A 15,886-nucleotide genomic window follows, 5' to 3' on the forward strand; every position below is an offset into this window, starting at 1 on the left:
TTTATTTACCGAAGACTTCCACTTCGATGTAGTGGTTCATGTCAGATCCGGTGGAACCGTTGGAGTACAGGCGAACGTACTGCCCTTTGACGCCCTTGGCATCAACCAGTTTGCCTTTGTTGGTTTCGATGTATTCCTTGGCTTTGCCGACACCGAGGCCGGCAGAATTGTCGTGATCATTGTTGAAAACGGTGGTTACGCCTTCAACGAATTCAGCATCGTCGGAAACCTGAATGATGATATCACGGTAGGCACGGGCCTGTGCATGGTAGTGCCACAGGGCAACGGCATAAACGGTTTTGGCTTCGCCGAGATCGATCTGTACCCACTGTACGCCGGGGCCGAGTTCCACATAAGACCCGTCAGCGCCGTCTTTATCGGCGTCGGTGATGTATTCGAGTTCACCGATGACCGGAAAGTCGTCCGAGCTGGTAACCTCTTTGCCTTCGGCTACATTGACGGTGCCTTTCGGAACCATGATTTCCGGAGCAGGAGTGCCCGGTTTTTCCAGATTACGCGTACGAATCTGTTTCGGGGTTCCGGCAAACAGCGGTTTGGGCAGTTCGAGTTCAAGCTTTTGCATTTCTTCAGCAACCGCAGAGCCGGTAACGAGGGCTGCGAGGGCTGCAACAGTTACGATTTTCAATTGATTTTTCATTTCTATTTCCTCCGTAAATTCGAGCGGATAATCTATCCCGCACGTGGGTTGGTTGTCTTGTATATAAAACGAAGGGTGTTGTACATTTCAGACACCGATTTTTATTAACGTTTCATCAGGTTCGACGACATATGCCGTAATTTCCGGGTGTTTTTTGCAGAGTGCTTTGATCTTTTCATTTTCCATCATCATGAATGCCGTGGAAAGTGCATCCGCTTTTGCGGCTGATGGATGAATGGCCCAGGCCGCCAGATGACGCTGCGCCGGCTTTCCGGTTTTCGGATTGATGATGTGAGCACCTTTAACTTCGGTTCCGGAGCCGCTCAGGGCCCGGTTTTTAAGCGTGACTTCAGAGAGACCGACCTTTTCTCCCCAGGGCCCGCCGACGCCCAGTGTCCATTCCCGGCCGAGTGCAAGTGCTGTACTTCCGCCCCCGTTGAGCACCACCTCATTCATCTCCCAGTCTTCAAGAATGGTGGTCACATCGTCCAGCGCATAGCCTTTGCCCAGCCCGCCGAGATCGAGAGACGCTTTTCCGCCAGCCTTCCAGCCGACCCTGAAATTTTCCCGGTCAATTTCCAGCCATTGGAAACCGGAACCCAGTGTTGGATCAAAAAGTCCGCCGGTCGACCGATACGCCCACATGGCGGTTTCCAGACAATCGATTACTTCGGAACTTACGCGAATGGATTCGCCGGCCTTCAGCAGATTAATCTGTCCGATATCACTGCCGGGATTATATTTGCTCAGCAGGTTTTCAAGCTGATCAATGCGGCGGAATATCGCACCGGCAGTCTGGCGCGCATATTCCCGGTTTTCTGAATCAATGATCACCTCGAACGAGGTGCTCATTGATTCGTGGGAAAAATGGTGGACGGTTTCGTTCATCGGTTTTAAAGCTCTCGCACCCAGATATTCCGGTAGCGGATCGGGTTGTTGTGGTCCTGCAGCAGGAGCGGTCCTTTTTCCGGGTGGGGGATGTATTTCGGCAGTTTCTTATAGGTTGAAAGTCCGAGGAATTCAGTGTTGTGCTGAACTACCACACCATTGTGGATTACCGTGGCTGCTGCAGGGGATATCACCTTGTCACCGTCAAACCGCGGTGCCCGGAATATAATGTCGTAGGTCTGCCATTCACCGGCAGGGCGGCAGGCATTGGCCAGTGCAGGATGCTGACCGTAGAGTGCTGCGGTCATACCGTCGGCATAGGAGGTGTTTTCATAGCAGTCGAGTACCTGAATTTCGTATTTACCCATAATGAAAACGCCACTGTTTCCACGGCTTTGGCTTTTTTTACTCAGATCGTTCGGGCTGTTCGGTGCCATCCATTCAAGATGAATCTGGCAGTCGCCGAACTGCTTTTTACTGATCAGACTGCCGGTGCCGTTGATTTCCATATATCCGTCCTGAACCTTCCAAAGTGCTTCCCCTGTAGGGTTGTAGCGCTTCTTTTTATTGGTGCTCACGGTGCCGACCCATTCGGTCAGATCAGTGCCGTCAAACAGCACATAGGCATCTGATGGCGCCAAAGCGGCGGTTTTCCCCGGCGTGACCACCGGTGGAAGAGGGCGGTTGGCATCATGCACACGATAACCGTCCGGAAGGAAAGGGTTGTTTGCATGCGGATTTTTTTTTCCGGCAGCGAATACACTGACTGCGGCTGCAAGCACCGTGAAGGCAAGGATCGTTTTTTTCATTTTTTATCTCCGATAAAAAAACGCCCGGGAAATCGGATACCGATTTACCGGGCGGAATACTTCAGGGTTAATGGCTGCTTTTTTTTGCGCAGATGCAGCCCATGACGGCGGCAATAAGGCTCACCACAGCGGCGGAACGATGCACAACAATGGCGGTGTGCTGTCCGTGTGTTCCGAGGATCGGGAACATGGCCAGCAGTACGCTGAGGATCAGCACAATACCGCTGATCAACAGCACCCAGAACCAGAGTCCGCCGCTCTTCGCGCGGACCACAGCATATACCACCAGTGCGACGGCATAGAAGGCGCCGAATCCGGTATGGCTCAGCAGCGGGAAGCCGCCCAGCGGATACGAAACCGGCCAGCCGAACAGGAAGCCGGTCACTGCCAGTCCCAGCATACAGACCATCAGCACGATTTTCACCGGGCGTGTGTTGATCTCTTTTTCATCTGTGGTGTTGATCAGCTTATAAATCAGCGGCAGACCTGCAGCCAGTGCAATCAGAACCAGCAGCAGTGAAAGGTTGCTCATGATGCATTTGAACAAAGACCGCACTTTAAAGGAGCTGCCGAACAGTTTATTGAAACCGGCACTCACTTGCTGGAATTCATGCATCGGAACCGCTTTCGCGCTGTCGGTCAACAGGGGGCCGGTGGCCGTTACCGTACCGAACAGGAAGGAGGAATCTTCCGCATGACATTCTGTACAGGACTTTGCACCGAGCGACTGCGCCGTACCCCGCACATCGTGACCCAGCGGCCAGGACACCGGCTCAGCCGATTCATGATCGGAATCCACAAGCGTATCGCCGGAAAGATCAAATTTCCGACCATTGGAAATATAGGAAGAGCCGTTGCCCAGCTTCTTGAGCATCTTCACAACCTGCTCTTCATTGAAGGCTTTATCGGTACCGACAATATCGGTCACGGCTTTTTCCACAAACGGATTTACCAGTTTTTTACCGTCCTTGGTATACCAGCCGTCGACCAGCGCGGTATTGGTTCCCACCAGCCAGCCATCCTGCATTTCGAACTGTTTTCCTTTGGAGGCGAGGATGATTTCAAGAGGCTCGAAAGCCTTCATAATCCCCAGAACCCGTTCTTCGGCATCATAATCCAGCTGTTCGGCATTGACGTCGAATTCAGGAATGGTGGAGACGATGTTGCTGGGAGTTTTCCAGGCCCATGTAACCGTCAGGTCGGTCTGTTCCAGAAGGTCCAGCCCGCCGTCGGCATTCTGCGCATAAACCTTACCTTCGGCAATATACACAGGTTCACCAATCGGAAACGGTGTGGCATCATCAATACTGCCCCAGATTGCCAAGGTACCGGCAACCTGTTCCGCAGTGTCCAGAATGCCTTCAGCAGCTTCTGCGATAACATCTTCAGGCAGGGGATTACCTTCGGCATCGGCCCAGAACGCCGGCCACATCATACGGCGGGGTTCAATCTTGCCTTCGTCGTTCCGGACATACACCGGTTCCACAATAAACGGAGATTCGGTATACCACTGCGCCCGGCCGTAAATGCCGAGTTTGTTGGCGCGAGACGTACGGATCAGCTGAGGTTCTTCCGCCGGTTTCAGACCGGAGTGGCAGGCGGTGCAGGTCAGCTCTTCGAAGTGAACCGGAGGAAGCCCTTTATGATAGGCCACCGGAGCACCGGCCTGACCGGCAATCATGCCTTCTTCGGTATGGCAGGCCGCACAGCTCATCGTTTCCGTGGTTCCGCGCAGCATCTGGTGATCTTCACCGTTCCGGTGACAATCCACGCAGGACAAACCGGCTGCTGCATGCACATCGCCGGGAACATCCATACGGGATGCGGTGACCGGATGCGTGGAGTGGCACTGCACGCAGTTGCGGTCCTGCGGCCGTCCGATGTCGAACCACATCCGATGTTTGGAATCGAACAGGGTTTCGTCAAAATCCGCGGAAGGCGGAACGCGGTAGACTTTATCGTCCGGGCTGCCGCCCATATACATATTCCACCATTCCGGCATGCGCGAGGCCATGCCGCCCACTTCGGCCATGCCCGAAGCCGCTGTTGAAGCCCAGCGGAAGTTTTCGCGGGCAATCTGTTTCGACCATTCTGTCATGTCCTGACGGTGCGAATTGTTGTGGCACGCCAGACAGTTCATTTCCAGCCCGCCGGAAATCTCCCAGCGCGCATCCGGATCGGCCAGCTTATCCTCCGGATCGCTGATCGATCCGCCGGGCAGGTGGCTGCCGAACTGTTTCGTGAATTCCCAGGCCGAAAGATTCATGCGTTCGGCCGGAACCTGAACACCGATGGTTTCATCGACCACAATCCAGGGTTCCGTGGTGCGGCCCTCGCCAGCCCCTTTAAAATGCGAACCGCCATGAATTTCTTCATAGTCGTGGCACGCACCGCACGTCATCTTCGATGAAAACGGCAGGTTTTCCGGCAGGGAGGTGTTGATTTTCTGGCCATCTTCCGAAAAGAGCGGAATGCGATGTACGGGCGTAGTACGTGAGCCGTCGAAATGGGAAGCACTGACCGAAACGGCCATGCTTAATGCCAGTGCGGTTCCGAGCAATTGCCGATTGCCGATTGCTGATTGCCGATTGGATTGCGGGGTAAAAGCAGCGCTATTCAATCGGAAACCAGAAATCTTAGATCGGAAATCCGAAAAAAGATTTATTTTTTTCATACGTGAAAGTCCGATTTTTTGAATTCAATTTTCTGGCTGGTTGCGACGGCCTTGTTTACCGACAAAACGGCAACAGCGGTTTCGTAACCTTTTTCCGCAGGGCAGTTCAGTTCGGTTCCGTAGCGGATGGCATTGAAGAAGTTTTCCAGATGCGGCTGATGGGCCGGTTTGGAAAGATCGACCGGAAGCGGCCATCCGGTGGCTGCTTCCGTCACCCGGACGTCAACCGCTTTATTTTTTGTAGCGGTCTTTTTAATGGCGGTCGGTTTGGCTTTGATCAGTCCTTTTGCCGCGAGGGCCTCCCACTGGGCTTCCGGGGCATGCGCTTCGCGGAATACCGCGTTGCCCTGAGCCGGAACTTCGGCGATTTCAAGGTACCCGTTGGTGCCGCGGAAGGCCTCGGAGAATCCGCCGCGTCCGGTGGTGGTCTGCGTTTCATAGAAAGCGCGGGCTGTGCCGTTCGGGGTTTCAAATTCATAAATGGCCATGACATTGTCGTACCATTCGCGGTGGGAATAAAAATCATTACCGCCCGAAGCGATGACTGATTTTGCATTGGTTTCCCAAACCCATTCGAAAATATCAATCTGGTGAGAGCCGAGGTCGACAATCGGACCCCCGCCGTACTTCTTGTACCAGCGCCAGTTACGGAACTCCATCATGGAGTTATAACCAAATTGGTCCAGAACTTCTGCCGGAACCGGAAATTTGGCGGGATAGCCGATATCATCGGCTTTTGCACGGTTCCACTGTGCCGTTGCCGTGGTCACCTGGCCGAGCAGTTTTTCCTCGAGAATCAGTTTGTCGATGGCGTGCAGATAACGCGGGTTGGAGCGACGCTGATGGCCGATCTGAAGCAGCTGGCCGGTGGCTCTCTGTGTTTTTACCATCGTGGCGGCTTTTTCCAGCGAGTTCGACATCTCTTTTTCGCAATACACATGCAGACCGGCCTCCATGCACGCATTGGCATGTTCGGCATGCATCCAGTCCGGAGAGGCCACAACGACGGCATCGAGCTCATCCTTATGATTGGCCAGCATCTCCTTGTAATCTACATAGCTTTTCGGCATTTCACGCTGCTGACTGTACACATAACGGGTGCCGTAGCGCAGGTTGTATTTTTCCCAGATGTCGCACACCGCTTTGATGCGGATGCCCGGAATTCGCACGCAGGACTGCATCAGGATCTGGCCCTGAGCCCCGGCGCCGATAAAGGCGATATTCAGCTGATCTGGGTTCTTTCGGGCCGAAAGCTCCGCATTTTCCACCGCGCGCGCCTTCAGCGACGCCAATACGGTTCCGGCCGCAGCCGTGTGCATAAATTGAGTTCTATTCATCATCATCCCCCGACTAATTTGTGTATTAAATTAACAAATTGCTTTTCTACTCGGTCTAATTCTCTTCATCAACAAAAAAAACTCCGCTCTCCCGTAGAGAGAAAGACAAAAGAGTGTTTCTTGTATTTATGTAGGCCAATCTATACTTACTGCCAGCGTAAGTCTTGTAGAATCAACGCCGGGACTTGTACAAAACGGACAATCAACAGGATGAATAAAAACAAAAAAAGCGCCCCGATTCAGGAGCGCTTTTGCGATTTTTTTTAGAGAACAGCTAGTTTTTTGCGGTTTCGATTGATTGTTGAGCATACGCCTTCATCCGCTCATTATCCGTCAGCTCCACATAATGTTCGAGGTGGGGAATCGCCATTTTTTTAAATTTCCAGTGCCAGGTCTGTTCAATCATCGCCTGTCCGGCTTCGTCGACCACTTCGGGATTATCGATGTACGGTGCAATAAACTGAATTACGTCCTCACTTTTGTACCGTTTCACCGTCGAGAGAATCATACGGATTTCCTCGGGCCGGGAGGCAAGCTCCGCCGCATTTTTACACATCGGAAGCGTTTCCGCCTCAGTATTAGAGGTTCCGGCCAGGCGAATATAACCGCGAAGAGCGAGAAGCTGATATTTATCATCATCCACATTTTTCGCGAGTTCCAGCAGCTGGTCCGCCACATCGGGATTCGGCCAGTTACACAGTCCGCGGATCGCAGCATCGCGCGCCAGCGGATCTTTACTCGTCATTGCCTGCTCAAGCAGGCCGCGCGCGTTTTCCCCTCCGATGCTTCCTAATGAGCGGATAACGGCATAGAGCACTTCTCCGTCCGCTTTATCATAGGCGGCGATCAGCGTTGCCGCGCAGGCGTCGGGGTCCGGCATACGCTGGGCGGCCTGGGCAATCGATTTTTCCAACGCCTGGATTTTTTTCTTATTATCCGTTTTCAACAGCAGATCGGCATAAGTACTGAACGTATCGACTTGAATCAGATTGGCCATGCCGCTGATGGCCGCCGCGCAGGTTCGGCTCCAGTCTTTGGAAGCCCATTCCGCAAATTCGGGAAGCGCATCTTCGGCCTGGCGGTCGGAAAGACAGTTGATATATTGAACTTTCACCTTTTCGTCTTTGGCACTTTTCAGTGCATCAAGAATCGCGGCATCAAGCCCCTCGGCATTTGCGGCACACAAAGCATCGAAAGCGGTCTGATCGGATGTCGCCGCCGGAATCAGCTGAAAAGCCGCTGCTCCGCCGATCTGACCCAGCGCATAGACCGCCGCTTTTCGAACTTCATCGTTTTCCCGCTGCATTTTTTCTGCGGCAAAAGCTTCGCCGGAAGCCTCGCGGCGAACCGCCAGTTCATTAAGCACAAGAAGTTCAATTTCCGGATCTTCCGATTCAACCGCTGTCAGCGATTCAGTCGGAAGCTGAGGAAGCAGTGAAAACGCCGTTTTCCGAAGTTCGGAATCTTCACGTTCCAAAATCTGGAAAATGGCGTCGGCGGCGTTGGCCGGATCGGCCTTCACCATAGCACCGAGTGCTGCGGAACGGATGGCCGGATCTTTATCAGTCAGCATTTCGGCATATACCTTTTTATCGGTATTCGCCGAAAAGAGTCCGAAAAAGGAGGGTTTTACCCCCTCAACGGCGGACAGCTGCGCTTTTTTCCAAACCTTGGAAAACTGCGGGGCGACCTCGGCCTGAGCCAACGCTTTAACCGCTTTTTTACCGCCGATGTTTCCAAGGGCGGTGATGGCGGTAAACTGGAGGTCGGCATTTTCGGATTCCAGGAACGGAGCAATTTCAGCAATCGCTTCCGGGGTTCCGCGGGCACTGAGGGTGCTGATGATGCCGGCCTGAAGTTCCGGAGAGGCTTCGGGCAGGGCGTTCAGTAGGGCCTTATCGGCAGCATCGTCTTCCAAGCCCTGGAAGACCATGCGGACAAATGCGGAGAGATCCGCATTCAGCAGTTCGTTTTTCAGCACCGGAACGCAGGCTTCAGAGGCGCAATGGCGAAGCAGGCGGCAGGTGTACTGTTTGCCTTCAAGCGTGGTTTCCGGGGATTGAAAAATTGCAAGCAGCTCATTTTCCAGGGTTTGGAAATTTTCCGGTTCGGTTCCGAAAACGAGGGTTTCGATGGGGCGGCGTATTTTCTGGTCCTGATCCGTTGTCAGGGTTTTCAGCGCCTCAAGCTGAGCGCCGGCAACGGATGCGGCAAAAACGAAGCAGAGGGTGGATAATCGTAAATTCATGTGGCGTATCCTTATTTGATTTCGTCCGGAACATCGTAGTCGCCAAGGGCATACTGAATGCCGGCGAGGTAGTGCTGGAGAATTCGGTTGTCCCAGAAGATGTGGTGGTTGTGGCCCATCGAGCAGTAAAAGACGCGCCCTTTTCCTTCCTGACGCACCCAGGTGACCCCGAAATCGCCATCGGTTCGGGTCACTTTATCCGGTTTTCCGCCTTTTACCGCTTTTGTGTCCGGGTCCTCCATATCCAGGCTGACAATGACGCGCTGATTATCGCGGGAATAGGGTTCTTTAAACTGATAGATTTCATCTTTCACCTTAAAGGATTCACCGTGGAAGCATGCGTTGACGGGATGGTCCGGTTCATTGAGTTTCATCTGAACGGTGCAGCTGGCAGTCCATGGATGGCCGCAGAAGAGGCCGCCCATCATTTTTGCACCTTCCGACCAGCCGTAGAAATTATCCGTGGCGGCGTGAATGCCGATCATGCCTTTTCCGTCGCGCACAAATTTCAGCAGCGCCTGCTGCTGTTCGGGGGTCGGCTTGAGCCGGGTGGTGCTCAGGAACAGAACGGCATCGAACTTTTCCAGATCCGTGTCGTTGAACAGGTCCAGTTCCCGCGTTTCCTCAATAGTATAGGCCCCGGTCTGTTCGCCCATCAGTCGGATGGCCTCCACGCCAATGGCAATAGAGCCGTGTACAAATCCTTCGCAACGCGTAACAACCAGAATCTTCCGGGCTTTTTTCGGTTTGGCCGGCGCTTTTTCCGGAAGAGCTTTTTTTACATTGGCGATGTGTTCCGGTTTGGCGGGGCCTTGCAGATTTTTATTTTTCTGAGCCGCTGCTCCGCCGGTAAGTGCTGCAGCAAGAATGAAGGTGATCCATATTTTCATCATGAAATTCCTTTTTTAAAGAACCCAGGGTTCGCGGAATGCCCGGGTGAGCATGCCGTTGGCGACGGGATCGTTGGTGATGATTTCGTGTTCCGGATCCCATTTGAGGGTGCGGCCGGTGTAGATCGCGAGTTCGCCAAGCAGACCGGCACTGATGGAACGATGTCCGGTTTCGGCCGGACAGATGCACGGCCGGCGGCTTTTCACGCAGTCGATAAAGTTTCGGTGATGATCCCGGCTTTCATAGAGGCGAATGCCATTACTCGGAATGGGATCTTTCAGCATGCTTGGATCGCTGGCTTCGATTTTTTCACGGGTAACCAGTATTTCGCCCTCTTCGCCGACAAAGCGGACGCCGGGGCCGTATTTGCTGGTGACTTTGATCAGGGAGCCGTCGGCATATTTCAGATCGAAATCGAAGGAAGTAATCACATTAAACAGATCACTGTCGGCAAAGCCGCCTGTGCCGCTGATTTCCACCGGTCCGGTTTCATCAAGCCCGAGTGCCCAGTGGGAAATGTCGATATTATGTCCGGCCCAGTCGGTAATCTGCCCGCCCGAAAAATCGCGCAGCCAGCGCCAATTCCAATGCATGGAACCGCCCCGGCCGAGATCACGGTGCGGCTGCATGGGTGCCGGGCCGAGCCACATTTCATAGTCCAGTTCTTTCGGAACCGGAACTGTTTTTGCAGAACCGCCGCCGTAGCCGCCGGGCAGGCGGGCCTCGGCAAATTTGATTTTCCCGAGCCGTCCGTTGCGCACCAGTTCACACGCCATGCGGAACCGTCCATCGGACCGCTGTTGTGAACCGGTCTGCCAGATTACGCCGTTGCGTTCCACGGCTTCGACAATGGCACGCCCTTCCGGAATCGTGCGGGCGAGCGGTTTCTGGCCGTAGATATCTTTTCCGGCATTGGCTGCCGCCACGCAGATGATGCCGTGCCAATGATCGGGCAGCGCATGGAAGACCGCATCGATATCATCGCGGGCGAGCAGTTCGCGATAGTCGCTATATTCGGCGCAGTCGGAATTACCGTATTTTGCATCAATGGTCCGTTTTCCGTTTGCGCGGTGACGGGAATCAACATCGCACACGGCGAGCAGCCGGGTGTCGGGCTGATTGAGCAATCCTTTGAGGTTGCCCATGCCCATGGAGCCGGTGCCGATACCGGCAATGGTGATCGTGTTGCTGGGGGCTGATGCACCAAGCACCGAGGAGGGGACAATGGCCGGAAATCCGGCGGCCACCCCCGCAAGCGCCGAGGTTTTCAGCAGATTGCGTCTGGAAAGGTTCGGGTTCATAACGTTCTCATTATTTGATAAATCAAAACCCGCCGCGACGAACCGCGGCGGGCAGGTTTAAGGTTTAGCTGTCAAAGGCTTCGTCAAACACGCGGTCGGACTTTTCAAAATCCACCTTTTTCGTGAACGCGCAGGATTCGGTTCCTCCGGCCACGCGGTCCATTGCGGCGTCTTCCCATTCAATGGAAAGCGGGCCCTTATAATCCTGGGCATTCAGTGTGCGGATGATGTCTTCAAAGTTCACATCGCCGCGGCCCACACTGCGGAAGTCCCAGCCCCGGCCGGGCGTACCGAAGTTGAGGTGGGAGCCGAGAATACCGCTTTCGCCGTCGAGGGTCACTGCCGCGTCCTTCATGTGCACATGGTAGATGCGGTCGGGGAAGGCCTTCAGGAAGCGGACCGGGTCCACGCCCTGCCAGATCAGATGAGACGGATCGAAGTTAAAGCCGAAGGCTTCGCGGTGACCGATGGCTTCGAGTGCGCGCCGGGCAGTGATGATGTCGAAGGCAATTTCGGTGGGGTGCACTTCGAGGGCAAACCGAACGCCCTGTTTATCGAACACATCCAGAATCGGATTCCACATTTTGGCAAAATATTTAAAGCCGTCTTCGATCATTTTTTCCGAGGCCGGCGGGAACGAATAAAGCATGTGCCAGATCGAGGAACCGGTGAAACCGTTCACGACTTCCACACCCATGTTGGCCGCCGCTTTTGCGGTATTCTTCATGGTTTTTACCGCCCATTTGCGCTGTCCTTCCGGATCGCCGGCCAGTTCCGCCGGTGCAAACATATCGGAACGGCCGTCGTTATTGAGGTCGCAGACCAGCTGTCCGGCGAGGTGGTGACTGATGGCATAGCATTCGAGACCGTGGTCTTTCAGCAGTTCGCGTTTTTCCCGGCAGTATTTTTTGGAACGCGCGGCTTTATCGACTTCCATATGGTCGCCCCAGCAGGCGAGTTCCAGGCCGTCGAAGCCCATTTTCTTGGCCAGCGGGGCCAGTTCTGCAAGCGGTATGTCCGCCCACTGTCCGGTGAATAGGGTTACAGGTCTTCCCATGGGTTTTCTCCTTTAAAGTTTGGTCCACTCGGCGTTGTTGTTGGAACTTTCGACAACCGCCTTGATAAATTTCATACCGATCACGCCTTCCTTGACCCCCGGGAAATCCTTCTCCAGGTCGGTGGGTTTACGTTTGGCTTCTTTTGCCAGAATGGTATCCGCAAAATTGCAGTAGTTATTGGCAAAGGCTTCGAGGAAGGCTTCCGGATGCCCGAAGGGCAGGCGTGTTGCACGGCCGGCCGCTTCGGAGCGTTCGCCGACATAGTCGTTGCCGCGTTTCCAGATCTGGGTCGGTTCACCCAGTTTGTCGACATAGAGCCAGTTCGGATGTTCCTGATGCCATTCCAGCGATCCGTCTTCGCCGTGAATCCAGATGGCGAGGTTGTTTTCCTGGCCGATCGAAACCTGGGATGCGTGCAACAGACCTTTGGCCCCTTTGGAGAAGCGCAGCAGGCAGTTGCCGTCGTCATCGAGCCGGCGGCCTTTAACAAAGGTGGTCAGATCGGCAGCCACTTCGCGGATGGTCAGCCCGGTAATGTATTCCGCGAGATTTGCGGCATGTGTTCCGATGTCGCCGATGCAGCCGGCAATGCCCGATTTTTTCGGGTCGGTGCGCCAGGAGGCCTGCTGATTGCCTTCTTTTTCGGTGGCGCGCGCCAGCCAGCCCTGCGGATACTGTACGATGACTTTGCGGACTTTTCCGATATCGCCGTCTTTCACCATGTCTTTGGCCAGTTTGACCATCGGGTAGGCGGTGTAGTTATGCATCAGGCCGAAGACCTTTTTCGATTTCTGAACAATGGTTTTCAGTTCTTCCGCTTCTTCCACGGTCAGGGTCATCGGTTTTTCGCACATAACGTTGAAACCGGCTTCCAGAAACGCTTTGGCAATCGGGAAATGAGTGTGGTTCGGGGTGCAGACGGAAACAAAATCGATGCGCTCATCGGCCGGCAGGGCCAGCTCGCCGTCGATCATTGACTGTACATCGTTGTAGGTACGGTTTTTGTCGATACAGAGTTCTTGGCCCATTGCCCGCGATTTTTTCGGATCGATGTCAAAGGCACCGGCCACGATGTCGATTTTACCGTCGAGGCGCGCGGCTTTTCGGTGTACGTCGCCGATGAAAGCGCCGGGGCCTCCGCCGACCATTCCCATTTTGAGTTTTCTATCCATGATTGACCTCCTGTGTTAGTTAAAGATTATTTAAGGAATCCGAGCGCAACGGCAAGGATGATAAGAAGCAGGCAGGCCGGAAGCAGAAGCTTGAGGCTTTTCTGAATGGTTGAATTGCCGGCCATATTACCGATGGTTTTCGGAATGATTACGCCGCCGAGCAGGCCGACCGCGAAAATGATGCCGAAGATGCTGCCGTAAAGTTCCGGTGAAAACTTGGAAAAGGTGACCCCGACGGTGGTGGGGAAACAGGGTGCAAATGAGAATCCGGCTGCTGCGGCGAGAAGATTTGCCGTTTTTGCGCCTTTGCATCGGGTCATCGCCAGAATAATCAGTCCGGCCGCAAGAGCGGCTCCGGCGATGTAGTAACCGCCGAAAACGGTGACTTTCGGAAGGGCACTGAAAACAAGACGGCCAACCATCATGGCGATGGCGAACATGGAAAGCAGATTCTGAGCAGATGCATCAGCTTTGGTTTCATCCGTGTCCGGCGTTTCGTTCATAATCACTTCCTTGCCGAAAGCCGGAAGCCAGTTGCAGAACGAAGATTCGAGCGCGATATAGCAGAACAGAACAAATGCGGCCAGAAGGACGGCCGGCTTGGCCAGTAGGGCGACCGCATCGCCAATGGCGAAAGCGTTGGCGGATTCGGGATACGTTGCCGTTGCCGCGAACACTACGGGAATCAGAATAATGACGCCGAGGGCGGAAACCGCTTTTTCATAACTCGTTTTACGGAAAAGAAAACTGACGATCATCGGGGTCAGGAACAGACCAAGGCCGAAAAATACATTGCCCATATTGCTGGCTTCCGCCGGTTTTTCACCGCCGAAAAGTACCTGGGGAATCAGTGTGTTGCCGGCCGTATTGAGTGCCATGGCCCCGAAGCCGAGCAGCAGGCAGGCGATGAGCGTGGTGGTGTAGCTTTTGGCATAGGCCAGTAGGAAAATGACCACGGCCGTAACCACAAAACCGAACATGGCTACCGGTTTATACCCCACCTGATCGGTGACGACTCCCATAATCAGTGATGCGACCAGTGAGGTGAACATGAAGGCTGAAATCAATGAACCGAATTTTCCCTGATCAATTTTTAACCGGGGCATGAGTTTAACACTGACCGATCCTAACAAGGCAAAGCACATGCCCAATCCAAATACACCCAGTAATGCAACGATTTTTACCATCATGTTTTTTCTCTCCTTATCCCTTAGCTTCCCCTGAACAGGCACAGTGCCTTTTCGCAATGGTTACCCAGAATGCAGGTTACGCAAAGAAGCGTCTTGTAAATGCTGGGTACAGAATTGTATATTCTACGCATCCAGTTGGAGTATAATGATGGATAAAGAAAAATTTAAATCGGAGTTTCTTGCGCAGATGCACAGTCCAGAGCAGGTTAAACTTCTGTTTAATCATCTTCCGGACGTCTGGTATTTTCTGAAAGACTATCAAGGCCGTTTTGTTCTCGGAAATGACCAGTTTGTTCGCCAGTGCGGGGCCTCAACCGAAGACGAGATTATTGGAAAAACCGATTTTGATTTTTTTCCGCTTGGCCGTGCTGAAAGCTATGTAAATGATGATCGGTATGTGCTGAAAACCGGACAGAGTATTATTGATCGGGTTGAACTTGCTCCTGATCCGGGGAATTCGATCAATTGGTTTATCACCACCAAAGTACCGGTTTATTCTGCCTCCGGCGAAATTATCGGTCTCGCCGGAACCGCCCGCGACATCACCCGGGCGGGGCTCGCGCTTCAGCCCTACACCGAAATGCGCGTTGTGCTCGAATATGTACGCGATAATTATGCCCAGCCGATCGAAATCAAAGATCTGGCCGCCCTTGTGCATCTTTCAGTCAGTCAGTTTGAGCGCCGTTTTCGAAAGATTTTCCAAATTTCACCGCTCAAGCACATCATGCGCGTACGCATCCGTGCTGCCAGTCTGCGGTTGACCACCACCAATGATACCATCGCCGCCATTGCACTCGACTGCGGATTTTACGATCACTCCCATTTTACACGAAATTTCCGGAAAAATATGGGCACTTCACCCAAGGAATACCGCAAGCAGTATATGGCCTGATACATTAGAGTCCGAGAAACTGAATGGCCATTCCGGAGAGGCAGATGGCGGCACCGGCGAGGGCGTGAGTGTAGCGTTCGAATGTTCCGATCGGAACAAGCCGGATGCCCCAGCTGGCGGCGAGAACCACACCCATCATAGTGCTGATGGTTGCAACCGCAAAAATTGAGGCGACCAGCAGCATACCCCACCAGCTGTGTTCAGCCGCCGGGTACATGATCAATGGAATGAGCGGTTCGCAGGGGCCGAGCACAAAAATCGTAAAGAGAATCCATGGGGTAATCGGCCGCACTTTCTGTTCATGGGGGTGCGCGTGCTCCATGGAGTGGGTGTGTTTATGCGTGTGCAGGGTTCCGTTCTCATGCACATGAGCATGGGAGTGGGGCCTGTTTTTAATGGCCCGATGGATGCCCCAGACGCAGTAGGTGAAGCCGAAAATCATCAATAGCTGTGCCGCCAGATTTCCGCGCCACGCTTCGAACCATTCCAGTTTGCTGAGGGCAATGCCCAGCGCGGCGCCGATGAGACCCAGTAAAATGGAGCCCAGTACATGACCGAGCCCGCAGAGAAAAGTGATCCACATGGTTTTCGGCATTGACCATTTACGCGCTTTTCCCATCACGATGAACGGGAGATAGTGGTCCGGGCCGGCCAGTGTATGGCCGAGTCCGATTAGAGCGGCGGTACCTGCTAAAATTGGAATGGCTTCTGTCATATGGCCGCGTAGATTGCGCGAAGCTGTTTTGAAAGTCCACCGCATAATTCACT

Annotated in this window: 13 protein-coding genes; 1 reads left to right on the forward strand and 12 read right to left on the reverse strand. The window is 53.7% G+C overall.

All coding sequences use genetic code 11. The annotated features are described in order from the left end of the window. Window position 1: 1 nt before the first annotated feature. The 11 genes from P9H32_RS08135 to P9H32_RS08185 form a co-directional block, all read right to left on the reverse strand. A complete protein-coding gene (locus P9H32_RS08135; protein ID WP_322608396.1) occupies window positions 2-658 on the reverse strand; it encodes a discoidin domain-containing protein in 657 nt (218 codons plus the stop codon). Window positions 659-745: 87 nt separating this feature from the next. Continuing rightward, window positions 746-1,546 carry an FAD:protein FMN transferase gene (locus P9H32_RS08140; RefSeq protein ID WP_322608397.1) on the reverse strand — a complete coding sequence of 267 codons (801 nt, stop codon included), beginning with the start codon at window positions 1,544-1,546 and terminating at the stop codon, window positions 746-748. A gap of 5 nt (window positions 1,547-1,551) precedes the next feature. Continuing rightward, window positions 1,552-2,355: a 3-keto-disaccharide hydrolase gene (locus P9H32_RS08145; RefSeq protein WP_322608398.1), complete on the reverse strand. Its 804-nt coding sequence runs from the start codon at window positions 2,353-2,355 to the stop codon at window positions 1,552-1,554. A 67-nt stretch (window positions 2,356-2,422) separates the two neighbouring features. Then, window positions 2,423-4,975 carry a cytochrome c3 family protein gene (locus P9H32_RS08150; RefSeq protein ID WP_322608399.1) on the reverse strand — a complete coding sequence of 851 codons (2,553 nt, stop codon included), beginning with the start codon at window positions 4,973-4,975 and terminating at the stop codon, window positions 2,423-2,425. Window positions 4,976-5,025: 50 nt separating this feature from the next. Beyond that, window positions 5,026-6,366, reverse strand: coding sequence for a Gfo/Idh/MocA family protein (locus tag P9H32_RS08155; RefSeq protein WP_322608400.1), 1,341 nt, complete (start codon window positions 6,364-6,366; stop codon window positions 5,026-5,028). 274 nt (window positions 6,367-6,640) lie between these two features. Next, window positions 6,641-8,614 carry a HEAT repeat domain-containing protein gene (locus tag P9H32_RS08160; RefSeq protein ID WP_322608401.1) on the reverse strand — a complete coding sequence of 658 codons (1,974 nt, stop codon included), beginning with the start codon at window positions 8,612-8,614 and terminating at the stop codon, window positions 6,641-6,643. An 11-nt stretch (window positions 8,615-8,625) separates the two neighbouring features. After that, the gene (locus tag P9H32_RS08165; RefSeq protein ID WP_322608402.1) at window positions 8,626-9,507 is read right to left on the reverse strand and encodes a ThuA domain-containing protein; all 882 of its coding nucleotides are present in this window, start codon (window positions 9,505-9,507) and stop codon (window positions 8,626-8,628) included. Window positions 9,508-9,519: 12 nt separating this feature from the next. Next, complete coding sequence (locus P9H32_RS08170; RefSeq protein WP_322608403.1) at window positions 9,520-10,806, reverse strand: Gfo/Idh/MocA family oxidoreductase; 1,287 nt, start codon at window positions 10,804-10,806, stop codon at window positions 9,520-9,522. 64 nt (window positions 10,807-10,870) lie between these two features. Continuing rightward, the gene (locus P9H32_RS08175) at window positions 10,871-11,863 is read right to left on the reverse strand and encodes a sugar phosphate isomerase/epimerase family protein (RefSeq protein ID WP_322608404.1); all 993 of its coding nucleotides are present in this window, start codon (window positions 11,861-11,863) and stop codon (window positions 10,871-10,873) included. 12 nt (window positions 11,864-11,875) lie between these two features. Next, entirely contained in the window at window positions 11,876-13,036 is a 1,161-nt protein-coding gene (locus tag P9H32_RS08180) for a Gfo/Idh/MocA family protein (protein ID WP_322608405.1), read from the reverse strand. A gap of 26 nt (window positions 13,037-13,062) precedes the next feature. Further along, window positions 13,063-14,226: an MFS transporter gene (locus P9H32_RS08185; RefSeq protein WP_322608406.1), complete on the reverse strand. Its 1,164-nt coding sequence runs from the start codon at window positions 14,224-14,226 to the stop codon at window positions 13,063-13,065. 145 nt (window positions 14,227-14,371) lie between these two features. On the opposite strand from P9H32_RS08185, the gene P9H32_RS08190 reads away from it, so the two are divergent. Then, window positions 14,372-15,118: an AraC family transcriptional regulator gene (locus P9H32_RS08190; RefSeq protein WP_322608407.1), complete on the forward strand. Its 747-nt coding sequence runs from the start codon at window positions 14,372-14,374 to the stop codon at window positions 15,116-15,118. Between the two features lie 4 nt (window positions 15,119-15,122). Here P9H32_RS08190 and P9H32_RS08195 read toward each other — a convergent pair whose 3' ends face one another. After that, window positions 15,123-15,878, reverse strand: coding sequence for a sulfite exporter TauE/SafE family protein (locus P9H32_RS08195; protein WP_322608408.1), 756 nt, complete (start codon window positions 15,876-15,878; stop codon window positions 15,123-15,125). Window positions 15,879-15,886: the final 8 nt, after the last annotated feature.

Source organism: Pontiella agarivorans, assembly GCF_034531395.1.
Classification (GTDB): domain Bacteria; phylum Verrucomicrobiota; class Kiritimatiellia; order Kiritimatiellales; family Pontiellaceae; genus Pontiella; species Pontiella agarivorans.